General features: G+C 23.4%; 19 protein-coding genes. 17 read left to right on the top strand and 2 right to left on the bottom strand.

Annotated elements, in window-relative coordinates; genetic code table 4:
- Window positions 1-379: 379 nt before the first annotated feature.
- The 16 genes from AACL04_RS01360 (at window position 380) to AACL04_RS01435 (ending at window position 22,530) form a co-directional block, all read left to right on the top strand.
- The gene (locus tag AACL04_RS01360) at window positions 380-2,227 is read left to right on the top strand and encodes a lipoprotein (protein WP_339030707.1); all 1,848 of its coding nucleotides are present in this window, start codon (window positions 380-382) and stop codon (window positions 2,225-2,227) included.
- Window positions 2,228-2,439: 212 nt separating this feature from the next.
- Window positions 2,440-4,197 carry an ABC transporter permease gene (locus AACL04_RS01365; RefSeq protein WP_339030710.1) on the top strand — a complete coding sequence of 586 codons (1,758 nt, stop codon included), beginning with the start codon at window positions 2,440-2,442 and terminating at the stop codon, window positions 4,195-4,197.
- Between the two features lie 6 nt (window positions 4,198-4,203).
- Window positions 4,204-5,127: an ABC transporter ATP-binding protein gene (locus tag AACL04_RS01370; protein WP_339030712.1), complete on the top strand. Its 924-nt coding sequence runs from the start codon at window positions 4,204-4,206 to the stop codon at window positions 5,125-5,127.
- A 327-nt stretch (window positions 5,128-5,454) separates the two neighbouring features.
- Window positions 5,455-6,804 (top strand): glycoside hydrolase family 68 protein, encoded by a 1,350-nt coding sequence (locus tag AACL04_RS01375; RefSeq protein WP_339030714.1) that lies wholly within the window; start codon window positions 5,455-5,457, stop codon window positions 6,802-6,804.
- A gap of 195 nt (window positions 6,805-6,999) precedes the next feature.
- Window positions 7,000-7,734, top strand: a complete 735-nt coding sequence (locus AACL04_RS01380; protein WP_339030716.1) for a hypothetical protein — start codon at window positions 7,000-7,002, stop codon at window positions 7,732-7,734.
- Between the two features lie 104 nt (window positions 7,735-7,838).
- Window positions 7,839-10,430 carry a glucose PTS transporter subunit IIA gene (locus AACL04_RS01385; protein ID WP_339030719.1) on the top strand — a complete coding sequence of 864 codons (2,592 nt, stop codon included), beginning with the start codon at window positions 7,839-7,841 and terminating at the stop codon, window positions 10,428-10,430.
- A 14-nt stretch (window positions 10,431-10,444) separates the two neighbouring features.
- Window positions 10,445-11,860, top strand: a complete 1,416-nt coding sequence (locus AACL04_RS01390) for a glycoside hydrolase family 1 protein (RefSeq protein ID WP_339030720.1) — start codon at window positions 10,445-10,447, stop codon at window positions 11,858-11,860.
- Between the two features lie 235 nt (window positions 11,861-12,095).
- Window positions 12,096-13,043, top strand: a complete 948-nt coding sequence (locus tag AACL04_RS01395) for an ATP-binding protein (protein WP_339030723.1) — start codon at window positions 12,096-12,098, stop codon at window positions 13,041-13,043.
- Window positions 13,043-15,175 carry a S8 family serine peptidase gene (locus AACL04_RS01400; RefSeq protein WP_339030724.1) on the top strand — a complete coding sequence of 711 codons (2,133 nt, stop codon included), beginning with the start codon at window positions 13,043-13,045 and terminating at the stop codon, window positions 15,173-15,175. Before AACL04_RS01395 ends, AACL04_RS01400 begins: the two co-directional genes overlap by 1 nt.
- A gap of 111 nt (window positions 15,176-15,286) precedes the next feature.
- A complete protein-coding gene (locus AACL04_RS01405; protein ID WP_339030726.1) occupies window positions 15,287-15,502 on the top strand; it encodes a hypothetical protein in 216 nt (71 codons plus the stop codon).
- 132 nt (window positions 15,503-15,634) lie between these two features.
- Window positions 15,635-16,459 (top strand): aldo/keto reductase, encoded by an 825-nt coding sequence (locus tag AACL04_RS01410; protein ID WP_339030729.1) that lies wholly within the window; start codon window positions 15,635-15,637, stop codon window positions 16,457-16,459.
- Window positions 16,460-16,585: 126 nt separating this feature from the next.
- Window positions 16,586-17,116 carry a hypothetical protein gene (locus tag AACL04_RS01415; RefSeq protein WP_339030730.1) on the top strand — a complete coding sequence of 177 codons (531 nt, stop codon included), beginning with the start codon at window positions 16,586-16,588 and terminating at the stop codon, window positions 17,114-17,116.
- Between the two features lie 304 nt (window positions 17,117-17,420).
- Complete coding sequence (locus tag AACL04_RS01420) at window positions 17,421-19,196, top strand: lipoprotein (RefSeq protein ID WP_339030732.1); 1,776 nt, start codon at window positions 17,421-17,423, stop codon at window positions 19,194-19,196.
- A gap of 234 nt (window positions 19,197-19,430) precedes the next feature.
- The gene (locus AACL04_RS01425) at window positions 19,431-21,095 is read left to right on the top strand and encodes a hypothetical protein (RefSeq protein ID WP_339030735.1); all 1,665 of its coding nucleotides are present in this window, start codon (window positions 19,431-19,433) and stop codon (window positions 21,093-21,095) included.
- A 17-nt stretch (window positions 21,096-21,112) separates the two neighbouring features.
- Window positions 21,113-22,036: an ABC transporter ATP-binding protein gene (locus AACL04_RS01430; RefSeq protein WP_339030738.1), complete on the top strand. Its 924-nt coding sequence runs from the start codon at window positions 21,113-21,115 to the stop codon at window positions 22,034-22,036.
- Between the two features lie 281 nt (window positions 22,037-22,317).
- Window positions 22,318-22,530, top strand: coding sequence for a hypothetical protein (locus tag AACL04_RS01435; protein ID WP_339030740.1), 213 nt, complete (start codon window positions 22,318-22,320; stop codon window positions 22,528-22,530).
- A 1,121-nt stretch (window positions 22,531-23,651) separates the two neighbouring features.
- On the opposite strand, the gene AACL04_RS01440 is transcribed toward AACL04_RS01435, so the two are convergent.
- Both AACL04_RS01440 and AACL04_RS01445 read right to left on the bottom strand, forming a co-directional pair.
- Complete coding sequence (locus AACL04_RS01440; RefSeq protein WP_339030742.1) at window positions 23,652-23,861, bottom strand: hypothetical protein; 210 nt, start codon at window positions 23,859-23,861, stop codon at window positions 23,652-23,654.
- A 275-nt stretch (window positions 23,862-24,136) separates the two neighbouring features.
- Complete coding sequence (locus AACL04_RS01445) at window positions 24,137-24,328, bottom strand: hypothetical protein (RefSeq protein WP_339030744.1); 192 nt, start codon at window positions 24,326-24,328, stop codon at window positions 24,137-24,139.
- Window positions 24,329-24,504: 176 nt separating this feature from the next.
- Here AACL04_RS01445 and AACL04_RS01450 point away from each other — a divergent pair, with 176 nt between their 5' ends.
- Entirely contained in the window at window positions 24,505-26,262 is a 1,758-nt protein-coding gene (locus AACL04_RS01450; protein WP_339030745.1) for a lipoprotein, read from the top strand.
- Window positions 26,263-26,968: the final 706 nt, after the last annotated feature.

The following is a 26,968-nucleotide window of genomic DNA, read 5'->3' on the forward strand; positions in this document are numbered from 1 at the left end:
ATATTGATTTAGATCAAATTACTATGGGTGCAATAGAACTTGGCGATAAAGAAATAGTTAAGTTTATATAAAAATATATTAAAAAAATTCTTTTTACCAGTATGAAGTTTTACTGGTTTTTTAACAAAAAATATTTAGAAACTTTAATAAAATAATAAGGACTAATTTTATAAATTATTAATATTTTCTTTAAAAAAGTTATTCATATTTAATTCTACTTATATGTTTTATTTCTTTAAAAAATAATCATTAAAGTGTTAAAAAAATATAATTTTAGTAAATAATTTTTAGTATTTCAAATTATGTTTATAAATCTTGCTTTTTTTTAATTTGTTTCTAAAATAACTATAAGATTATAAAAATAATCAAAGGAGAAACTATGAGAAAATTATTGAGTTTATTAGGAGCAATAAGTTTAATAGCAACATCAAGTGCAACTGTAGTTGCTTGTGGTCAAGATGAGGTTGTTCCACCTGTAGTAGTAAATTATGATGAACTTGTTAAGTCATTAAAAAATGATGTTAATGAGATTTTTTGAAAGCATTTAAATGATAATGTATATAAAAATTTAGTTGGTCTTCCGGACACAGAGAGCCAATATTATTTTTTAAATAGAACTAAAATAATTGAAAATAGTAATTTAAGTGCTGAGGATATTGATCCTTTTGATTTACAACAGTTAGAAAAAGATATTAAAAAAGTATTAGAAGTTGATCAATTATCAATGGAATTAAATAAATTGAAAAATGTAAATGAGTATAAGGTTATTTTAAATGATGTTAATGATCTATTAAAAGCTGTGGTCATCGATTGAAAATCATTAATTATTAAATCATATGAATCTTCAGCTGAAGATAAACTTTATTTGGGGAATGTGATTGTTGATTATAAAATTCAAATTCAGTATAAAGGTGAGAAATCAATTGAAACTTTTGATATAGATGAAAATTTTAAGTATACTTCAACAAATAGTGATTCTTTAAAAAAGGCAAGTGATGACTTTTACAAAAATATTGCGAAAGATTATTTTTCATCAACAGATTCAAATGATAAAAAACACACTAATTTAAATTGAGAAGATATTAAAGATAAGAAAAAGTCATATGAAGGACTTGGAAAAACAGATAAAGAGTTTAAAAAATATTATCAAGATGATTCAAAAACTAATGGTTTTGAAAAATCTTTAATTGATTTTATTAAAAAGAATTATTTTGAAAAAGTTGGAAATACATTGCCTCTTTCTTTCGAAGGAGATTTAATATATAAATCTTCAGAGATGAGTAATTATTCAATGTTTGATACAATTAATAAATTTAAAAAATATAATAGTAAATCAAGTGTACAATTTGATTACAAAGAGGATTCAGGAAGAATATTTTTAAACACTATATTTAGAAATAATCCAAATGATTTGACAACAAAAAATAATTTATTAACTCATTATTTTAAGAAAACAAATTATGATATTTGAAAAAGTGACTTTGAGATTAAAAAAGAAAGTTTCTTAGAAGGATTAAAATTAGAAAATGAAAGTAGTATAAAAGAAAGTAGTGAATATAAAAGCTCAACAGCTTTAGGTTATGTTAACCTTACAGGACTTTCAATTAATTTAGCTAATGGTATTTATATTCATGAATTACCTGATTTTAAATTAGCAGTAAATTATATGGTAGATATTAATCAAAGTGATGCACAAATTTTAGATAAAATTGCTGAATTCTCTGTTGAAAATTTAAAAATTTGACATAAAGTATTTGGAGTTTCACATAATTATGAATATCCAGATTATAATTCAAATGAGGATTTTTTAATGAGTTTAAAATCTTCAAAACTTACTGATGAAATGACTAAAAAGTTTCCTGATGGAAATAATGTAAATGCAAATTTGACTAGTCACTTTAACGAAGTTTTTACTTTAAAAAATAGTCCTTATTTAGTTGAAACTAGAGAAAATTTACTTAATGAGACAAATATTATTGAAGATTCATTGTACAGTATAGGAATTAATGATTTAGCGCAAAATTCTAATGCATGAACATATTCAGCTTTTGATTGAACAGCTAATAAAAAAACTGGTATTAATATTAAAGCAAATGGTAAAAGTGAACAGAGAAATAATAAAAATCTATACTTCATTTTAGGTTATGTTAACTTCTATATTGATTTAGATAAAATTACTATGGGAGCAATAGAACTTGGTGACAAAGAATTAGTTAAATTTATATAATAAAAAATTAAATATAGTTACAAAATTAAAGTTCTTTATTATTAAAACTTTAATTTATTTTTATGAAAAAACAAAAAATCTTTAGTATTTAATGGACAGTTTTACTAAAGAACGAAATACATTATTTAAATAAAAAAATGAAGAGCTGTTTTAAAATGGAAATTAATTTAAATAATTAATGAAATTTATATAATAGAAGTTGGATAGTAAATATGAAAAAAGTTATTCCTGGATTATGAATAGTAAAATTTAGTTTTAAATTAATTATAAAAGAAAGATCATTTGTGATATTTAATGGACTATATTTTTTATTCTCCTTATTCATAGCAATTTACTCTGTTATTCAAAAAAATATTAGTAATTTCCTAATGATTTTTGATTACTATGTTTTATTAACAATCTTTGTTATATTATTTATTCTTTGTTTAAGATTAACTCAATACTTTTATGTAGTTAAACGTGATGATAAAACCATGAATATAATTATTACACAGCAACTTTCAAGAAAGAAATTGTTTTCTTATCAGTTTATGGCGTTTATATTACTAATTTTTATAAATTTATTTATTAGTTATTTATTAATAAATATTATAAATATGCTTTTTCTACTAGAAGTTAATTTATTTTTGTTAAAGATTACAACAACTTATTTAGTATACTCATTAATTAGTTGTGTATTTTTAATTAACTTCTTTTTATTAATTTCTTTATTTACAAATATTCAAGTTTCTACAATTGTAGCTACTTTAATACTTGCAAGTACTTTTATTAGTAATCTTCCTTATACATTTTTAATTCAAGGAGAAGAAAGTAAAAAGATTTCTTTATCTTATAAAGGCAGTAATACTATTTTTTCTGTAAATGAAGTCTATGATAGCTATGATTTAAAAAAACATGTTTTAAATAAGCAATTAAAATATCCAAACTTGAGTTTTTCTATTTATGATGATTTTATTAAAAATAAATATGAGACAGATCCAAACTCACTTACTAATAATTTTGATACTGATAAAAATATTCAAAACAGATTACAATTTTGAATAAAATTGGGAATTATAGAAGAAAAAAATAAAGTTGTTGAATTAAAAACTCCAACTAAAATTGTTGGAGTTAACAGTAATTCAAAAATTGCAAAGTGAAAGGGTGACGAAATTACATTTAAATTTCAATTAAAATATAGATTTTTATCAATTGAAGAGTTAGAAAATAAAATAAAAAGTAATGAATTTGATGAAGAGAATATAAAAATTGTTGAAGAATTTATTAGTTTTACAAATTTTATAACAACTAAATTCAGTGATTTTCAAGATAAGTTTTCTAACTTATTTGATACCTTTATTTTATTAAGTGACCCAGATAACATTGATAAAAATTATATTAAAAATGTAACAAATCCAGAAGAAGAAAACTTATTATTTGAGAGTAAAAACTTAACTGAATTTTATCAAAGCTACTTTGCTTATTCAAATAACAAACTAGTTTTAGAAAACTCTAAAGTTGAAAATTTAGTTGAAGATGAATTGTTCTTTCCTACAATGTTAAGTGCAAGAATACTAGAAAATTATTTTATACGTTATACAAATAATATGGTTATTTTTGAGAATAGCACTGTTATAAAAGATGAAAACTGAACTAAGTATTCAAAATCAAGAAAAACTTACAGTATCTTTTTTCAAATGAACTTTATTTCAAATATGATGCAAAATTATATTTATTATGGTGGAAGAAACTATGATGATATGTGATTTGAACCTGAAAGTTCAAGTAAAATAATTTTTAATAAGCAAGATAATTTGTTTATGGCTAAACCAACATATACGATTAAACTTAATGAGAGAAATGCCATTGATGAAAAGACATATAATAATTTTATTGCTCCATACTTTTATATAGTACTACAGTTAGCAATAGCAATTATTAATTACTATGTAGCAAAAAATAAATTTAAAAAATTAGATTTGACAGGATAATTAAATATGGAAGAAATTATAAAATTTGATAACTATACTAAAAAATATAAAAAGAAAGTAATTGGACCTTTAAATTGTTTAATTAAAAGGGCTAGAATTACAGCATTACTTGGAAGTAGTGGAAGTGGAAAGACTGTTATTTTAAACTCATTATTAGGAATAATAAAAGATTTTAAAGGAAACATTGAAATTGAAACTAGTTCAAGAAAATCGGGAAAGTATTTTTTAGTAAACAAAAATATTGGTTATTATACTCAAATGGATTTTTCTTTGTATGTTGTTAGTGCATATAAATTTCTTTTAGATATTTGTATAATGATGGGTATTGAGAAAAAAGAATCAGTTAAAAAAATTGAGTATTGAATGAAATACTTTGATATTTGAGAATCAAAGGATAAATCAATTAGAAGTTTTTCATGAGGAATGAAAAATCGAATGAATTTAATACTGTGCTTTATTAAAGATCCAGAAATTATTATATTGGATGAACCTGGAGCAAACCTTGATTCGTATTGAAGAAATAAAATTAAGACTTTATTAGTAGAGGCTAAAAAAGCTGGAAAAACTGTTGTGATAACTGTTCATAACATTGATGAAATTGCAGATATTATTGATGACTTCATAATTATTGATAATGGAAAAAATATATTTAGTGGTTCTACTGAAGAACTAAATGTTTATGCCAAATATAAGTTATATGTAAATGAAAAGTTTGATGAAAAAGACTTTAGAACTTTTTTAGAGGAATTAGGCATAAAGACATTTAAATATGATATTGATGAGAATTCATTAGTAGTGGCAATTGAAAATTTTAAACAAATAAATTATTTATTTTTATATCTAATTAAAAATAATTTGCCAATAAAAAACTTGGTTAAATTACCAATAAATATGGAATCTATTTATAAGGCATTGGAAGCAAAAGAGTAAAACATTTTAAATTATAAATCTCTAATTTTAAATAATATTTATAGTATGACTTTTTAAAATGAGATTTTTTTTATTTTTATATATGAACTACCCTTAAATTAAAACGGTTTAAAAAGTTAAAACTTACTACTCATATTTTATTTAAAATAATTTCTATTTTAATTCTTAAAATTAGAAATTTTTTTAAATATTTGATAAAATATATTTGGATAAAGAAGTAATTAAAAAGTAAATAAATTCTGGTCTAACTTAACTATATAAATATTAATAAAATAACTATTGCTAAAAAGGGCGGCAGGGTGGGTTAAGAAAGAAGGGAAATAAAATATGAAATTATTATTAAGTTTACTTGGGACAGTAATAATACCAAGTGCCTCAATATCAAACATAGTAGTTAAAGAAGAAATACAAATTAATCATAATACTTATAGATGAACAGAAATGACAGCATCAAAAGTTAAATTCAATAATGAAAGGTTAATGCCTAACATTGACTATTCAAATAAAACAGCTTTTATTGAGAATTATGATATTTGAGATAGTTGAGCATTAATGAATAATGATGGAAGTGTAGCAACTGTAAATGGTTATCAAATATGATTTGCTTTATCAAAACCAGCTGATGGTAGTGGGGAAACAAAAATTATGTACTTTTATTCTAAAACAGGAAGTAATTGAATTCCAGGGGGATATGTTTTATATGAAAATTTAATTAAAGGTTCAGAAGAATGATCTGGCTCTGCTTTATATGATGAAAATACTAAACAAGTTAATTTATTTTATACTGTATCTAATCTTACTTATGGTAAGAACTGAAATCAAAGAATTGCTTTAGCAAAACTAAACTTAAATTTTGATAATATAACTCCAAAATTTGAGAAACCTATTTTTCACAAAATAATTGCTGAAGCAGATGGGGACTTATATCAAACTCATGAAGCAGCTGAAGCAACAGGGTATGATAAACAAAAATGAGCTTTCAGAGATCCATTTTATTTTAGAGATCCAAAAACAGGTCAAGAGTATTTATTATTTGAAGGAAATACAGGTTTATTAACTGGTAAAGAAGGAGAAAGACTACCTGAATATACTGGCGGTTTTGAAGATTATCCTGACGATTATGATTTTGAGAGATCAAATATGGCAAATTCAGCTATTGGAATTGCTAAATTAGATTTAGATAGTGGAAATGTTGAATTATTAAACCCTCTATGAGCTTCAAATTTAGTTTCTGATGAAACCGAAAGACCAAGTTTAATTTATAATAAAAAATTCGATAGATATTATATGTTTACAACAACTCATGGATACTATAATATGAATTTAGCTCCAGGTTTAAATGAAAATGATAGTTTACATGGGTTTACATCAAAAGGAAGTTTATTTGGTGAAATGACTCCTATAAATGAAGATGGTTTAATTTTATATTCTAAACCTGAAAAAATCGAAAGTGAAAATGAGATAATTTGAAATGAAAATTATGCTTATGCATGAGGAGTAATTTCAGATAATTTGGATTCAGAATATTTATTAACTTTAGCTTTTAGTAATTTTTCATCTGATGGTAAAAATGAATTGAAAAAAATAAGAGGAGCAGCTCCAAGTTTATTATTAAAAATTGTTGATGATAAAATATTAGTAGAGGATGAACTACTTCCTGCTCAAGTCATGAGATAAAAAAATTACAAAGCTATAAATATTTAAAAAAGTTATATAATTTTAGTTCCAGTTTTTATAAAGTTGGAACTTTTAATTTTATTAGTTTTTTTAAGTATATATCAATAGTATATTTATACTGAAAAAAATTTAATTCATTATTGTTTTTTTTTTTTTTTTATTAATAATCATATTTGACTATAAAGGAGCTACTAAATGAAATCTGTTCTAAATCAGTTATTTATTAATATAAATATTAATCCAAATTCTGCTAATAATGCTATTTCAAAGATTTTATTAAAATCCTATTTAACAAAAGTTATACCAAGTATTAAAGAATTAGCTAAGTTATCAAATGTAGCTGAGTCTACAATTTCTAAGTTCTCTATTTCTCTAGGTTATAAAGGATATAGAGAATTAATTTTTAAAATAAAATTAGAGATATCTGATCGTGAAACTAAGCAAAATTTGGACAGTTCTAATAAAAATTATTTAGATTTTGAAGCGGACATAGTTGGCGCTATAAAAGAATTTAGAAGTTTTGAAAATAAAATTATAAATTCAAAAATAAGTATAAAAAAATCAAAAAAAATATATATATTTTCTTCTTATCAATTTCAATTTGAATCCTTATTTTTTGCTGAATTATTAAGAAGAAATGGAAAAGAATGTGTCTATTACACTCAAATGCTTGATCAAATTAATCAAATAGCAAAAGTTGATGAAAATGACTTTGTTATTTTTATTGTTGGTGGACAAGATACTAAAACTTTGGAAATGATTTTAAATGACTTTTTATATAGTAATTATTTAGTATTAAGCACACATTCAAAAGTGAATGAATTTAGTAATAAGGAAAAAATTATATGTATTGATTCAAAAGATCTAAAACATCTTTATGAGTATAGAAGTTTTATTTTAAAATATTTATTTTTACAACTTTGTAATTAATTATATATTCAATTTCACTAATAGGAAAGTAGAATACTCTTAACTATTTTTTATATATATTATTTTTTATAATTGTATTCTTTTTATGAAAGGAGATTTCATAAATGGAAAAAAATATTAAAATTTATTCTCCCATAGATGGAAAAATAAAACCATTAAAAAATTTAAATGATGGTGTATTTTCTGAAAATATGTTGGGAGAGGGAGTTTACATTGAACCAACTTCAAGTGATTTTTATTCACCTTTTGAAGAAGGAACAGTTGCTCAAATATTTCACACTAAGCATGCTTTTCATTTTAAAAGTAAGCAAGGACCAATAATTCTTATGCATATTGGTCTTGATACAATTCATTTACAGGGAAAACCCTTTGATGTTAAAGTCAATGAGGGAGATTCAATTAATTTAAAAACAAAAATTGTTACTGTAGATTTTAAGCTTTTAGAGGAAAAAAACATTATCAAATCTACACCAATAGTAATTGATTTAAATGAATTTAAAGATTGAAGTTTTAATAGTAATATTCAAGGCGAAAAGTTAATAAAAAGAGGAGACTTAATTGGAGAATTAATTTTTAAAGAAAAAACTATTGAAAATTCAACTGTAGAACAAGTTCAAAAATTATTAAATACTAAAAATAAATATGAACAAGCAGCAGAAGATATTTATAAAGCAGTAGGAAAAAAAGACAATTATAAACAAGTTTATAATTGTATGACTAGATTGCGTTTTGAAGTGCTTAATACTAAAAAAGTAGATGTTGAAGCAATTAAAAATATTAATTTAGTTAAAGGTATTATTTGAGCTGGAAATCAAATCCAAATTGTAATTGGAGGAGAAGTTTATAAAGTTAAAGAGGCTGTAGATAATGTTGCTCAAGGTATTACTACTAATAAAACTAAAGTCAAAACTATAAATAAGCAAAGTTTGGCTAGAAGATTTATGATTGCTGTTGGAGCAATTATAATGCCATCATTGCCAATAATGATGGCTTCAGGTCTATTAATGGGACTTAAAACTTTGCTTGTAATGGGAAATGTAATTACTGATATGAAATTTGGTACGGGAGCTCCTATTGATATGAATGTGGATTTATTTTCATTATTTATTAATATTGCTTCAGAAACTGGACTAAAACTAATGGGAATTTTTATTGGTTATAATGCAATGAAGTGATTGGGGGGACCTACAATAATGCAGTTATTGCTTTCGCTATTAATTGCAGGAGCTCCTTTAGGTTTGGGTATACAACCTGATTTAACATTATTTAGTATTAATGGTTTTGTTGTTAAAGCTGCATTATATACTTCATCAATTATTCCCCATGTTGCTATGGCATTTATTATCTTTTATTTAGATAAATGAATTAAGGTTTGAATGCCTACTTCAATTGATGTTTTATTTAGACCCTTATTAATAGTTATTATTGCTTATGGATCAATGTTCTTTGTATTAGGACCAATATTATTTTTAGTAGAACAATTTATGGCGTTAATAGTTGGTTATTTATCACAAATTCCTTATGGATTTGGAGTTATGATATTTGTTGCAGCTTGGCAACCATTGGTTCTTACAGGAATGCATGTACCAGTTGTTATGACTGTAGTTATGCCAATGGCAGCGGGTCACTTTACAACTTTAATGGCCATTAACATCGCTGTTTTTGCTCAAGTTGGTGCAGCAGTTGGGGTGGCTATTAGAACCAAAAATGGTCAGTTAAGATCAACTGTTATTGCAGCTATTCCTGGAGGAATTGTTGGAGTAACTGAACCAATACTTTATGGAATTAACTTACCAAAAATGCGACCCTTTATTTCAGGAGTTATTGCAGCAGGGATTTTTGGATTATTATCTGGTTTAATGGGAATTGAAGCAAGAACTTCTGGAGGTTTAGGGATCTTTGGTTTTACAGGGACACTAATGGAACCAAGATATGTTGAAACAGTAATTAATGGAGTAAAATTAATGCCTTCGGCAAATAATATTTTTACGGGAGTTCCTAACTCTGCAGTCTTAAATTGTGTTTTATGATTTATTCTTAACATTGGAGTAATTCCAGCAGCGGCAGCAGTTGCCTACCTAATGTATATTGAAAGAAAAAATGAAATAAAATCTGTTAAATCTGCAAATAAAGCTCTTTTAAAATATTATAGCTTAGCTAAAAAAATTAAAATTGATGTTGCAAAAACACAATTGCAAGAAGAATTAAAAAAAATAGACTCGGTAATAACTTTAGAAGATAGTTTAAGATCAAAAGAAATTGAGAAAGTCTTTATTAAGATTAATTCCTTGGAATCCAAAATAGATATTTTATCTTCAAAATTAGAGAAGAAAAAACAGTCTTTAATTACAAAGTTAGCAAAAGTTTCAAATAAGAAAGGTAATGAAACAAAGTTAAAAACTTTATTAGAGAATTATAAACAATTAGAAAATAATTTAAAACTTAAAGAGTTAAGTGAACAATTAGTAAAAGTTAAAACACAAAATGATAAAGCAATTAATGAGTTTAATAATTGAAAAAAAGAATCTTATAAAGCTATTAATACTGTTGTATTAGAAATAAGTCAAAAAGCTGACAATAAAGTATTGGCAGAAGTGGGAGATGTATATTACAATGCCATTAATGCCTTAGAAATTGGTTATATGTTAATTGATTCAAAAGATTTCTATATTAGTAAAAAAAGAATTAGACAATAAAAAGGAGAAAATGTATGAATAAAATAACAAAAAACTTTCTGTGAGGTGCTTCTACAAGTGCTTACCAGGTTGAAGGGGGTTGAAATGAAGATGGTAAGGGTTTATCTGTTCAAGATGTTAGTGCGGGAGGTTTTATTAAAGGTTTAAATGTTAAAGATATTACTGATTTTAAAGTAGCCTCTGATCATTATCATCATTTTAAAGAAGATATTGCTTTAATGGCCGAAATGGGTTTTAAATCTTATCGTTTTTCAATTAATTGAACACGAATTTATCCTAAAGGAATTGAACTAGAACCCAATAAAAAGGGAATTGATTTTTATCATAAACTATTAGATGAGCTAATTAAATATAAAATCGAGCCTTTAGTTACAATTCACCATTTTGATTTACCAAATTATCTAGAAGAAAAAGGTGGTTGGAAAAATAAGGATTTAATAGTAGAAGCTTATTTAAAATATGCCAAGACACTATTTAACGAGTATAAAGGTAAGGTCAAATTCTGACAAACAATTAATGAACAAAACATGATAGTTATGTTTGGTCATTTACTGGGAAAACAAATGACAGGAATTGATAAAGGCCAAGAATCTTATCAAATGTTTCATAATATGAATGTTGCTCAAGCAAAAGCAATTATTCTTTTAAAAACTATTGATAAAAAAGCAAAAATAGGAGTAGCTCCAAATATCTCTTTAGTTTATGCACAAAGCAATAAACCTGAAGATGTTTTAGCAGCTCATAATGCAAATTTAATTAGAAATTGAATTTATATTGATCCTTTTGTAAAAGGAAGTTATGATAAAGTTTTATTAAACTTCTGAAAAAGCAATAATTACAATATTGAAATTACTAATGAGGAATTAAAATTATTTAAAAAAGCAAAAATTAATTTTATTGCTTTTAACTACTATAGTTCTATGAGTGTTAAAGCCCCAACAACAGACCAAGAATTTAAAGTTGGCGATCAACAAATGGGGTTTAACTTAGAAGAAATGTTTCAATCAGCAAAGAATGAACATTTAAAAACCAGTGAATATGGTTGAGAAATTGATCCACTTGGATTTAGGCTAACTGCAAGAGCATTACATGATAGATATAATTTACCAATAATTATTACTGAAAATGGCTTAGGAGCCAAAGACGAATTGACAAGTGAGGGTAAAATACATGATAAGTATCGTATTGATTATTTAAGAAAACATATTGAACAAATTCCAAAAATTATTAATGATGGTGTCAAATTATTTGGTTATAATCCTTGAAGTGCTATTGATTTGGTTTCAACCCATCAAGGAATTTCAAAGCGCTATGGTTTTGTTTATGTTAATCGTGATGAGTTTGATTTAAAAGATATGAAACGTTATAGAAAGGACAGCTTCTTTTGATATCAAAAAGTAATTAAATCAAATGGAGAAGATATTAGTTAATAAGGAATTTTAAAATAAGAGTATTTATATTTTTACAATATGGAATTTTATGTGTTTAGTTAAATTCAAAGATATTTAACTAAACTTTTTTATTATGAATTTTAATAATAAAAAGTCTTTATGCTATGGTTTACTTAAAAAAACACAACTCTCTTTCTTTTTTATTAGAATATAGCAATAAATTAAACTAAATTATTAATAAGTGATATAATTCTCTTAGAAAGTGGGCAATAAAATGAATAAAGTGAGTAAAAAAACATTAAAAGTGCTTAATATAATTCAAAAATTGGATGAAGAAGACTTTTTAACATTAAAATCAGTATTAAAAGATCAATTTTCAAAAGAAGAAATGGATTTTTTAGAGAATCAATATGCAGGAAGAAATTTTGTTCTTAAATCTTCTTCAATAATAAAAAGTAGTTCTTCAATTAAGGAAATATACAAATTAGAAATTGAAAAAATAAATAAATTATTAAATAGTCAAACTCTTATTGAAAAAATAGGAGGACTTAAAATTTTATTTTATGGTAAAACAGGAACTGGTAAAACATCATTAGTTGAAGAAATTGCGTATCTTAATAAGCATTTATTATTTGAAAAGATAACTTTAGAAAGTATTTTAAGTTCAAAATTAGGACAAACACAATTAAACTTAATTTCTTTGGTAACAAATTTAAATTTAAAATATAAAAATAAAAAGGTAATTTTATTTTTTGATGAGTTAGATTCTGTAATTTCAAATAGACAGAATAAAAATGATGTTGCAGAACACGACAGAATTGTAGCATCTTTTATAAAATTTTTTGATGAACTGGATATTAATTATATTATTTTTGCAGCTACAAATATGATGGAATCAATTGATATCGCTATTCAAAGAAGATTCAATATACATGTAGAAGGAAAATTATTCTCTGTTGAGACATTTGCAAAATTATACAATGATGAAAATGAAAATAATGAGTTATCTTTGAGATTATTGAACTCTACTTTTATTTTAAATGACGAATTACTCTTTTCACTTAGTGATTTAAAATCATTTGAACAGGAAGTAATTATTGATACTGAGATTTATAATAAAGTTGATACTCTTCAAATTTTTTGAAATAAATTTAAAAATTTTCTGGTTCTTAGATCAGATGATGAAATATCTAAAAGAACTAAAGAGAGGCTTGGAGTATAATGGCAGTTAAACTTAAAGCAACTAAATTTCAAGAGAAAGGTAATAGAGGAAGAATTGATAATAAATCTTTTGAAGAAGTAAATGAAATTGTTCAAAAAAATAAAACAAAATTACTTTCAATTACTAAAAAAGTTGAAAATTTTAATTCAACAATAGAGGGTAAGGTTATATTTTTTATTGAATATATTAATATAATTCCTCCTAAAACTAAAAGATTTATTTTTAATATTGACGGTAATCCAGAAAATATTTTAAATATTAAACAGAAATCAATTAGCTCAAAAAAAATTGATGGCAAAAGTTACATTAGAATATTTTATGAAATTAATAGCAATGAGTATAATAAGTTGATTTCTATGTTAAAAAAATTTCTAAACTATTCAGCTGAACTTTATGTTAGAGGAAAAGACGAGTATTTTTTGGCATGTATTATTCTTTGTGAAGGCTTCAGTCAAGAATATTACTCATATAGTGTTATAAATAAAGCATATGTATCAACTCTTCCATTGCCTTGGGTTTTTGAAGATTTAGTATCTAGAAAAATTATTTCTAAAAATGATTTCAATTCAGATTTGAATTTTGGTTTTTTTACTGGAGAGCAGGTTAAGAAAATAAATGAGTTATATCCTTTTATGATTATTGAGGTTTTTAATTCAATGACTCTGTATGAATCACCAATCAATATTTTGGACATGGATATAAAAGATAAAAATATAGAATTAGATAAACCAAGACAAACAATAATAGGAGTAATTGATTCAGGTAATAATTTACCAGAACCATTTTCTAAATATATTATTGGTATTGAGGATTGAAGGGAATTTAAAAAATTTTCAAATAATGAACATGGTTCTATGGTTTCTTCATTATTAGTTGCTAATGATGAATTAAATCCTGGTAGTGCAGATAAACTTGGTAATTTTTTTATTAAACATTTTGAGATGCTTGAACCAATTATAGAAGAAGGCAAGCCACAACTATCATTTGAACACTTACAAAATAATTTGGAGACAATAATATCTCAAAATTCCGATATTCAAGTTTGAAATTTATCCATTGGTGGAATTAAAAGTCCTTATTCACCTATAATGTCTAAAGTTGGAGCATTTCTTGATTATATTGCTAGAAAATATAATGTTTTATTTATAATATCTTCGGGTAATTTAAGAGAAAAGGTCTTTAATCCAATGGAGTCGTTATGTATGCCTGGTGATTCTTTAAATGCATTAACTGTAGGATCAATTCAAAAAGTTAAAAATAATATTGTACCTGCAAATTATTCTTCAATAGGACAAATCTTATATTTTGAAAAACCAGAGGTATCAACGTTTGGTGGTCCTGAAAATAGTGACAGTACTTCAACTGTTGCATATTGAAATGGTTTGAATTATGGAATAAAAGGTACCTCTATTTCTGCTCCAAGAATATCAAGAATTGCTGCACATTTAATAGAAGAAGGTTTTTCTCCTTTAGAAGCAAAAGCTAAAATATTAGCTATGTCTGTAAGAGAAAGACCTTCAAAAAAATCATCATCTTTTGGTTGAGTGGATAACTCTTTATTACTTAAACCAACATTGAAAGTAACTATTTCTCTTACAAATAAAAACCCTAAATATCTTGATATAAAAATACCTAAGGGAGTTACAGAAATTATTATTGGAGCCAGTCATTTTGTTCAACCTAATTCTATTTTTGGTGAAGAATACAGTATTCATAATTTTGATGTGGGATTAATTTGATATAATTCAGACGAAGAATCAAATAATCCGGAACACAAAGAAGTAACAAAAAAAGTAGGGGCAAAAGAAAAGTCAAATAATGATAGTAAGTATTTTAATGAAAAATTACTAAGATTAGAAGCAGGAAAATATTTTTCTTCATCTAAATTTAGGTATCTTAAAGAAAATATTGATAATGCTAGATTAGATGGAATTTATCAAAAAAAATTTACCAATGATAATGCACAACTTGCTATAAGAGTGAAAAAATTAGATTTATTTGATACAAAAGAGGAACAAGTAGAATCGGTTGCAATTGCAATTTTATTAATAGGTAATGTTACAGAAAATGATTTCATTATTGAAAATAAGGCAATTGTTGAGTTAGAAGCTGAAGTAGAAATATATTCATAAAAATAAATTAAAGTATTTAAAAAAATTAGATCTAATTTAAATTTAACAATAGCCATATTTTTTATGTGTAAAAATTTATTTTTAATTAGTTTATAAGGAAAGGAGTAAAATATGAAAAAAAGAAGTTTTTTCAGTATTAAAATTGAAGAAAAAAGGAAGATAGATATTTGAGAAGAAAACTCTAAAAATATTGATTGACAAAAAATATATGATAAGCCTGTAAATATTGTAGGAAATGAATGAAATAATCAGCTTAAATTTTTTGCTCTTGAAAATATTAATTTCTCACAAATTAAAGAAATAATTGAAGTTTTATCAACTCAGTAAAAACAGTATTTATTTTAATTACTATGAAATAATAGTAAAAGGATTATTGAAATTACTCAAGAAACTTTTATTTTTTAACCTCTTTTTTAATTATTAAAAAGACTATAATTATATTGGGTAAAGGAGAACAAAATGAATAAAATACTCGATAAAGCTTTAAAATTTAATAATGGTTTAGAAATACCGCAAATAGGATTAGGAACATATGAATTAGTTGATGAAAAGGAGACATTGGAATCTATTAAAGCAGCTTTAAACGCTGGATATAAACATATAGATACAGCATCTATTTATCAAAACCATAAAATAATAGCTCAAGCTATTAAGGAAAGTGGAGTAGATCGTCAATCATTATTTATTACTTCAAAAGTGTGAAATTCACATAATAAATATGAGTTGGCAAAAGAAGCTATTAATGATATTTTAAAAGAATTAGAAATAGACTATATTGATTTACTTTTAATTCACTGACCAACTGAATATAAATTAGAATGTTGAAAAGCATTAGAAGAAGCAGTTGATCAAGGAAAAGTGAGATCAATTGGAGTAAGTAACTTTCAAGTACATCACTTGCAAGAAATATTAGAAAATTGTAGAATTAAGCCTGTAATCAATCAAATTGAATTACATCCTGCTTTACAAAATCTAGAAGTTGTTAAATTTTGTCAAGCAAATGATATTTTAGTTCAATCATGAGGAACAATGATGAGAGGAAAATGTTTTGAGGTTGAAGAAATTAAAACATTAGCTAAAAAATATAAAAAGTCAGAAGCTCAAATATGTCTAAGATGAGGATTACAAATGGGTTACATAATAATACCAAAATCTTCAAAACCAAGTAGAGTAATTGATAACATTCAAATAGAAGATTTTGAGTTAACTCAAGAAGATATGAAATTACTAGGAAAAATAAAAAATGAAAGAGTTGGGCCAGATCCAGATAACTTCGATTTTTAAAAGCAATTAAAATAATTGCGATTACTAAAGTAAATTAAGTTATTAAGTGATGTAAAATCACTTAATAACTTTTTTATTTGATTAAATGTTAAAATATTTTGTAAATAAAAGAAAGGTAATTAACTTATGAGAATTATTCCATATGAACTTTATAAATATGCTCCTGATATTGCATTGACTGCTTTAAGAAAAGAATTTGGAATGCATGACTATTATCTAAATATAAATCCCAATAATAAAGCAATGCAACCTTTTTTAGACTTAGGAAGAAATTATTTTAACCAATTAATGTATGAATGAAAGAAAGAAATGGATAAAAGGGGCTTTTATGTTAATTCTTTTCATTCATTTTATTGCCTCAACAATAGTTTTGAGTCTCTAAAAACTAACTATTTTTTAATATTAGAGTGTATTATTCAATGAGAATTAAAAGATTTTTTACCTTATGATACAAGTTTGAGTTGGTATGAAATAACACAAAAGTTATTAGAGAATTACTCACTTAAAATAAGCAAATTTAGTCTAAAAAACTATCAAGATTTATTAAAATGATATAAAGAAAGCTTTATGACTTTAAATGAAGTAAATAGATTAAAACCTAAGAACTTGGATATGAATAAAGTTTTAAACCATTTTAAAACTTATTTTAATATTTAACTTGTTTTTTTTATAATAATGGGGTAATTTTTAAATAAAAGAAATAAGGGACTCTTTTAAAATTTAAATTCATTAATAAGCTTTATAAAAATAACTAGTCAATTTAGTAATCACACTATAGGAGTAATCTGGATTAATTATCTGATTAATTATTTGAAATACTCAATATAAAAGTGATAAAAATTCATATATTAAAAACATTTTTACTTACATAAAAAATTTTTCAAATACTTTAAAATAATTTAATTAAACTTATTTTAAATATAATTAAATTGTATTCTGGAAATACAAGTGAGGAAAAAAAATGAAAAAGTTATTAACACTTTTGGGAGCATTTGGAATGCTTACGTCAGCTGGAGCAACTGTAGTTGCTTGTGGATCAACTGGCCCAAATATAATTGATCCAGAAGATGATTGATCAGAAATTATTGAGGAATTTAACTCTGATTTATCATCATTATTTCAAGATTATAAAGATGATCAATTGAAATATTTAATTAATATTGAGACTAATGAAGCAACTGTAAGAGATGAAAATAAACTGAAATTTTTTACAAAATCTAATGTAGAGAGTTTCTTGAATAGTGGTAAAGACCTTACAGATGAACAAAAAAGAGATATTTTAAGTGACTTAGAATTGACAATGGATAAAGTAAAACTTGAAGACGAAATAAAATTATTGGCTAAAGAAGAAAAATATTCTATCTTATTTTCTAAGATAGAAGGTAATTTATTAGATGATTTTAAGATTGTTAGTGATATTAAAGTTATAAGTAATGCTGATTCAAAAGATGAAGAAGAAGCATATTATGCAAATATTATTTTTGATTATGAAATTTATGTAAATTATTCAAAATCAAGTGAAGAAAAAGCAAAATTTAAAATTGAAGACAACTTTAAATTTACAATTACAGATAGTTCAAAATTTGGAGAAATATTTAAAGATATAGTAGAAAATATTCAAAAAGATTTTCTTTCTTCAGTAAAAAATGACACCATGACAGACTTTGCAAATATTGATTTCAAAAATTTAGGTACAGACAAAGCTGATTTAGAAAATACAGATCAAGAAATCAAAGAGTATTTTAACAAAGATGAATACTTTAGAGATAAATTAGCTCTTTTCATTGATGATAATTATATTGATAATAATTTATCTATTAATGCAAAATTTCAAAATCAAATAATTACAAATACTAAAAGAGATATTGAATGACAAGTTGAGTATAGAAATGAAGCAAGTGAATTAACTACATCGACATTTAAAGACAAAAAAGAATTTGGTAAAGGTACTAAAATTTATAATCAAGTAAGTTTATTAACAGGTCATGATATGACAACTGCTGCTGGACAACAAAAAATTGAAGAGTATATTGAAAAATCAACTGAGTTAGAAGAAAAAAAATTCAATGATAAGTTTGATGAAATTACAAAAGATATTGAAAATAATTTATTATTAAAAGAAAATGTATTAAAAGTTGGAAAAATTAGGCTTAATAGTTTAACAATAGTAACTTCTAGTGGATATATTCATCAACTACCAGATTTTTCATTAATGATGGGTTATTATTCAGATGAAAGTAATAAAAGAGATAGTGAAATAACAGCAAAAAAATTTAAAGATAATATAGTTACAGCTATTAGCGAATTTCAAAAAATTTATGAAGTGGATTTTAGCAAAAGAAATAATGCTTTCTTTGGTGGATTTAAAGATAGTTCTGTTGTATTTAAAAAATGAAATTGAACTAATACACAATGAAATGGTAGAGAAGTTTGAGAAAATATGAGTTTAAGAACTTTGGAACTAGTTCAATATAGAGAAGAATTATTGGCAAATTCAAATCAAAGTCATTTTGATTTTCAATTAGGAAGAAATACAAAAGGTTTTGGTGTTTATAAAACTGATCAAAGAATTAGTCTTTCAGAATTTAGAGAAACCAGTGATCTTAAAAAAGAACTTAATCTTTATATAGAATTTGATTATTTCAAACTAAAATTAGATGGTGAACTAGAAAATTATAAAGATTGATATGAAAATAGACTATTTACAGGTTTAGATAAAGATGAATATTTAAAATAATTTAATATTTAAAATTACAAAATAAAAAGTTCAAATAAAATTATTCAATCATGTTTGTATAATTTTATTTTTTTATTAATAAATTAAAAAGGAGGAATTATTATTTTAATTAAAAATAAAATAAGTTTTATAGATATTTTTAATTATCAATTTAAAAATATTTTAAGAGATAAGTCTTTTATTATAATGTATTTTTTATCTATAAGTTTTTCTATAATAGCATCTATTGTAATTATGACAAAAAAAACTTCTGGAGAAGCAATAACAATTTTTAATTTTTATGTTCTTATTCATACATTTGTAATTATATTGATATTGATTTTAAAATTAATTGGTTTTTTCTTTTATATAAAAAAGGAAGATAAAACTATTAATATTATTACAGTCCAGCAAATTGGTCGAACTCAATTATTTAATGCTACAATTATTGTTATAGTAATATCTAGTTTAGCTTTGTTTTTAATAAATTTTATTTTAATAAATTTTATCTCATTTTTTGCAAATATGAAATTTGATGTTGTCATGTTAAGAGTTACATTGACATATTTAATCTTTTCTCTTGTTATTGTAATTTTATTAATAAATTTTATTTTATTTCTATATTTCATTTTTAATATTCAATTTGCAACAATTTTAATTACATTAATTATGGCTTTTGGTTTCATTGCTTCTTTACCATATCAATTTTTATATACATCTGAAAAGTCAAAAAGTTTAGTTTTTGAATCGGATTCAAATGAAAAAGTTATTTTAATGGTGGAAGATATTTATGATGCTTATGAATTTCAAAGTAATGTAAACAAGGGAAGAATTTTATATCCTAATCTTAGTAATTTTATAAATGATAACTTTTTAAAGGAAAAAATGAGAATAAGTAATTTTAGTGAATTAAATAATATTGATAGGAGAATAGATATTTGAAAAGATTTAAATATTATTAAAGATAAACCTTTAAAAGTTGGATATGAAGGAAAAATAACTAGAACAAAAATTGGTTCAGAAATTGATGATTGAAAGTTTGGATCAAAAATTAAATTTGAAACTTATTTAAAATATAATTTTTTATCTTTGGAAGAATTATCGCAATTAATTGATAGTTCTGATAATGAAAATAAAAAAATATTAATAGAGTTAGAAGAATTTACAAATTACATAATGGATCATTATTTAGAATTTCAAAAATCTTTTTATACATTATTTGACGATTTTATTATTTTAGAAGATTGTGAAAATATTGAGAATGAAAATTTTTGTTGAAACAATTCAAATGGACAAAAGGAAAAACATGGTTATATTGAAAAAATAGATGATCAAGGTCGTAAAGATAAAAGGTCATTTAAATTAGAATATCTTTTAGAATTGTATAAAAATTATTATTGAAATTTAAATGGATTTACTTTAAATAGAGATGAAGCAAGTGAGTTTATTGAATCTTACATGTCAGATGGGGGATTATTTAATCCTTTAATGTTATCAGTAAGAATTTTAGAAAATTATTTTATTAAATATACATCAAATTTTGTTATTGCAACAAATTATTCAATTAGAGATACTTCAAGTCAATGAAAAAGTTATATAAAACCAAGAAAAAATTATGACATAATTTTAAATTTTAACTTTTTATCTAATTTAATGTTGAATTATACTTATTATTCTGGTTTTAGTTATAACGACTTTTGATTTGAACCAAACTTTAACTCAAAAATTTCTTTTGAAAAACAAAAAAATATGTTTTTACCTTATACTACATTTACTTTAAAAATAAAAAATGATAGATTAGATCCTTATTCTTATAATTATTTTTTACCAGTTTACTACTATTTAGTATTTCAAATTTTTATGAGCATTATTTTTTATGTAGTATCATTTATAAAATTCAAAAATATGGATTTAAATTAGCAGAAGGAAGCGAAAAGATGGAGAAAATAATTACTTTTAAAAACTTTACTAAAAAGTTTAAAACAAATCAAATTGGACCTATAAACTTTGATATTGAAAGGGGTTCAATTACTGCTTTATTAGGTGGTAGTGGTAGTGGTAAAACAGTTGTACTAAATGCCCTAACAGGAATTATCAAAAAATATAAAGGTGAAATTATAATAGAAAAAATTAATAGAAAAAATAGAAAATCATATTTAATAAATAAAAGTATGGGTTACTACACTCAAATGGATTTTTCTCTTTATGATATTTCTGCATATAATTTTTTATACGATAGTTGTAAAATTTTTGGTTTGGCAAAAAATAAAATAAAAGAAAAAATTGAATATTGATTAACTTTTTTTGAACTATGAGATAAAAAAGATAAAAAGTTAAAAAACTTCTCATGAGGAATGAAAAATAGAATGAATTTTATAATTTGCTTTATTAAGGAACCTGATATTATTATTCTAGATGAGCCAGGTGCCAATCTAGATTCAATTTGAAGAAATAAAATAAAAAACCTTTTAATAAAATTTAAAAGTGAGGGTAAAACAATAGTTGTTACTGTTCATAATATTGATGAGTTAGCAGAATTATTTGATGATTATATAATACTTGAATCAGGAGCTATTATTTTTAAAGGCTCAAAAAAGGAATTGGATTTATATAATAAGTTTAAAATATTTTTTAGTGTTAAAGTTGATATTAAAAAATTTAGGGACTTTATGAATTCTAAAAAAATAAAAACTTTTAAATATGATTCTTTAGAAAATTCAATTGTATTTGCTTCAAACTCTGCTGAAGAAATTAACTGAGTATTTTTATTTTTATTAAAAGAATCCGTTCCAATTAAAAATTTAATTAAATTATCAATTAGTATGGAATCGATTTATAAAGCCTTAGAAAAAAATGAATAAAATATTTGACTGTGGATATAATTCCTTAAGTATACAAAATAATAAATAAGACATTTATTATTAATGTATGAATGTAATTCTCTAAGTATACATAATGTTAAAAAACATAAGATGGATACTTAGAGAATTTTTTTATGTCAAATGTTATAGGCAATAAATCAAATATGTTAAGTGTCAAACAAGAGCAAGAGTTAGTTAATAAACTCTATAATTAAAATAGAACTTTTAAATAACTATCAGTTGAATATGGTATATCTTATTCAACAGCAAAAAATTTTTGCATGAATTGTAAAATATATGGAACTAAAGGTTTAATTTCAAAAACTAGAAAGCATAACAGTCATTCCAGTATTAGACCAAACTATTTATACGCAAAAAATAAAGAATTGGCAATTCTTAAAAAGAAGATTAAATGATTAAAAATGGAAAATGAATTTATAAAAAGTTCAATGAAATGATGGAAAATTAAAAGAAAAAATAAATTATATTTATAAAATTATAGAAGGATTTAAATGTAAATATAATGTCTCAGATTTATGTAATCTTTTAAAAATTACTAGATTAAGTTACTATAGGTAAGTTAAGAATGGTAAAAGGATTATATTATAAAAATAGATATTAATATTGCAAAAGAAAAAAATCTTTATTTTTTAAATATGAGGGTATTTATGGTAACTCTAGAATAAAAATATGTTTAAAAAGGTAAGGGAATAAAGATTAGTCAAAATAAAGTAGCAAGAATAATGAGGATATATAAAATATATTAAGTAATTAGAGTTAAAAAGATGATTAGAAAACCTAAGGAAAAGAAAAATATTACTCATGTTCGAAGTATTGTTAATAGAAAATGAAAAATTTATTAGAAGAATTAATCTTCAGTGAACGAAATTACTTATATTTACCATTAAATAATAAATTTACTTATCTTACCTTTTTTAAAGATATTTAGACAGGGTTTATAGTTGGTTATAAATCCTGTCTAAAATTGTAGATAATAAGTGATTATGTCCTAAAATGCAAGATTTATCTAATAAATAGATCTTGTATTTTTTCTTTTTCTATCAAAAAATATCAGTTAGTTGCTTTCCAAGGAGAGTCAATTTTGGGTACTTTATTAGTTTCAACTTCTTAATTAGATAGTGTTTTAATACTTCCATGTAAGCATTCATCTTCAACTTAAATAAGATTGTAAATGTCATTTCCAATTAGTGCATAATACTTTTTATTTATCGTTGCCATAACCATTACTTTTAACTTTGGCTTAAAGTAAATTGGAGTAAGGCCCTTACAAATAAATCACTTAGTTTTTTTAAAACTGATACTATGACCATTATCAATAATTCATTCACTTCGATAAGAGAAAGCAATATTTTCATCTTGATCAAATTTTTCTAGTTACTGATTCTAATTGGTCTAAAGGTATTGAAAAATATTGATTGTATTCTTGAATAAAATGGGCAAATAATTATTTAATTACTTAATTTTTTTAAATATGAGAGTCTAATTATTTGAGGTCTTCTTCTTTGCAATGTTCTAAAAGAAGTTCTTTCGACTAAAGTTTTTTCTTGAGGGATTGACGTTGTTTTTGTATTTACTTTAAAAAGTGAGAAATAAATTATAATTGTGTATTTGAAACGCTATCACCAAAATGCTTACGATTATTTTTACTACTGAAAACATTTCGATTATCACTGACATTTAGTTTTGGTAAACCATAATGTTTAAAGGCTTTTTTATAGATATTATAATAACTATCAATAGTTTCATGTTCGCTGGAATAAGCTGCCAAAATTCTTTTACTATGTTTATCAATTACATTATGCAAATGATATTTTAAATTCTTAATTCATTGATGATTTGAAGCATCAGTTTCGTAGATTTCTCCAAATTTTACAATTTTCTTTTGCGTAGGAAGGGGTTGATATAGTTGAATTTGAAAGATACTGGCGTGCTAAATTTTCTTGGTTTGCTGCCTTTAAATTTTTACGAATATCTTTTTTTGTTTTTTGTTTTTCTATTAAGAGTCTCAATTAAAATATTTTCTTCTATTAATATGCGTCTAATTGCAGAATAACCTATTTTCCTTTTTCGATTTAGTTCTTAATAATGCTTAATAATAAAGTCATAATATTTAGTTTGAAATAATTGTTGAATTTTATTTATAGGTATTTTATTGATATTTTTATGAATAAAAGCTTTTGTTCTAATTTCTTGATACTCTTTAAGCTTTTGTCTAGTGTGTCTAACACTATAACCTAGTCCAAAGGCTGTATTTTTAATAGTTCCTTTCATAAAACCTCCATTTATTGATTATAAAGGAGGACAAAGTCGCTTGTTAATATGTAGGGACATAATCGCTTATTACTCATAATTTAGTTTATTTTTTTTAAAAAGAATTTTAATTTTCTAAAATATTTTTATATAATGTATTTAAGCATTAATATGCTACGAAAAGGGGAAAATAATTTATGAAAAAATTATTGGGATTATTATCAACAATTGGGTTAGTTGCTGCAACAAGTACAACTGTTATTGCTTGTAAAACAGATGTTACAACTGACCCAGATGATGATTTATCAGAAATTATTGAAGATTTCAATTCTGAATTATCATCATTATTTCAAAATTATAAAGATGAACAATTAAAAAATTTAATTAATGTTGATGTGCCATCAACAGAAGAAAGTAAATTTAAATTTTTTACAAAATCTAATGTAGAAAATTTCTTAAATAGTGGTAAAGAACTAACTGCTGAACAAAAAAATGATATTTTAAGTGACTTAGAATTAACAATGGACAAAGATAAACTTGAAGGTGAGATAAGGAAGTTAGCAAATCAAGAAAAGTATTCAATATTATTCTCTAATATAGAAGGTAATTTATTAGATAATTTTAAAATTGTTAGTGATATTGAAGTTATAAGTAATGCTGATTCAAAAACTGAGGAAGAAGCATATTATGCAAATATTATTTTTGATTATGAAATTTATGTAAATTACTCAAAATCAAGTGAAGAAAAGGCAAAATTTAAAATTGAGGACAACTTTAAATTTACAATTACAGATAATTTGGATTTTGGAGCAATATTTAAAGATATAGTAGAAAATATTCAAAAAGATTTTCTTTCGTCAGTAAAAAATAAAACTATGGAGAATTTCGCAAATATTGATTATGAAAATTTAGATACAGATAAAGGTCATTTAGAAAACACAGATACTGAAATTAAAAATTACATTAATAAAGATGAAAACTTTAAAGATAATTTAGCTATGTTTATTAATGAAAATTATATTAAAAATTTACCTATTAAAGCAAAGTTTCAAAATAAAGAGATTATAAATAATAAAAGAGAAATTGAATGACTTGCTGAATATAGAAATGAGGCAAGTGAAATAACTACATCTACTTATAAAACAAAAACAGAGTTTAATAAGGGTACTAAAATCTATAATCAAGTAAGTTTAATTACAGGATATGATATGAAAACTGATGAAGGAAAAGCAAAAATTGATGAGTATATGAAAAACTCTACTAAGGCAGAAGAATTAAAATTTAATTATCAAATTAATGAATTAACTAAGGATATTGAAGATAATTTATTATTAAAGGAAAATGTATTAAAAATTGGAAAAATTAGACTTTATTCTTTATCAATAGTAACTTCTAATAACTATGTTCATCAGTTGCCAGATATTTCATTAATGATGGGTTATTATTCAAATAAAAGTAATAAAAGAGATAGTGAAATAACAGCAAATAAATTTAAAGATAATATAGTTACAGCTATTAGTGAATTTCAAAGAATTTATGAAGTAGATTTTAATAAAAGAAATAGTGCATTTTTTGGTGGATTTAAAGAAAATGCTATTATATATAAAAAATGAAATTGAACTAATACACAATGAAATGGTAGAGAAGTTTGAGAAAATATGAGCTTAAGAACTTTGGAACTAGTTCAATATAGAGAAGAATTATTGGCAAATTCAAAACAAAGTCATTTTGATTTTCAATTAGGAAGATATTCAAAAGGTTTTGGTGTTTATAAAACTGATAAAAGAATTAGTCTTTCAGAATTTAGAGAAACAAGTGATCTTAAAAAAGAACTTAATCTTTATATAGAATTTGATTATTTCAAACTAAAAATAGATGGTGAATTGGAAAACTATCAAGATTGATATGAAAATAGGTTATTCACAAGTTTAGATAATAATGAATATTTAAAGTAATTTGATACTTTAAATTGGAGAATAAAAATTTAAATAAAAATATTTAATAAAATTTGTATAAATATAATTCTCTAAGTGTAAAAGATGATAAAAGCAAATATCACTTATATATAAGGAGAATTTTTATATTACAAGCTAAAAATAAAAAAGCTTAACAAGTAAATTTACAGTTAAAAATAAAGTAGTAAAAAAGTTAAATAAACTCAGGAAGAACTAGAAAAAAATAATTTGTGGATTTAAACTAAAGTATATTCCTTACAAATTATGTAATCTATTAAAAAATTGGTTGAAGTACTCCTACTTTAACTCATAAGTATTGGAGTCGGTTATTTATTATCTAATAAGTTTTAAATTGAATAGATTAGATTTAGATGATAACAAAATTGAAAAAAAAAAAAAAAATCATCCCATGCTACACTTCCCTAAAAAAAGCTATTAAAATGTTATTCAATATATGATTTAATAATCGATAAAACTATTAGCAATTTCATCAATTACCAAATCAAAAATATATAAAAATAAATGGAGAAAAATTAAAATAAATTATTGAAAACCTGCCAATATTCAATAAAATTTTATTGAATAAAATGAATCATGAGTTATAAATACTATCTATTTTCAAATTTAAAAAGAGTTGTATATTTATCAGTTAAAAGGTTTTTTAAGTTTTAATGTTGGTCATTCTATATCTGAAAATAATGATAAT

The sequence above is a fragment of the Spiroplasma endosymbiont of Cantharis nigra genome (assembly GCF_964019925.1).
GTDB lineage: Bacteria > Bacillota_I > Bacilli_A > Mycoplasmatales > Mycoplasmataceae > Spiroplasma_A.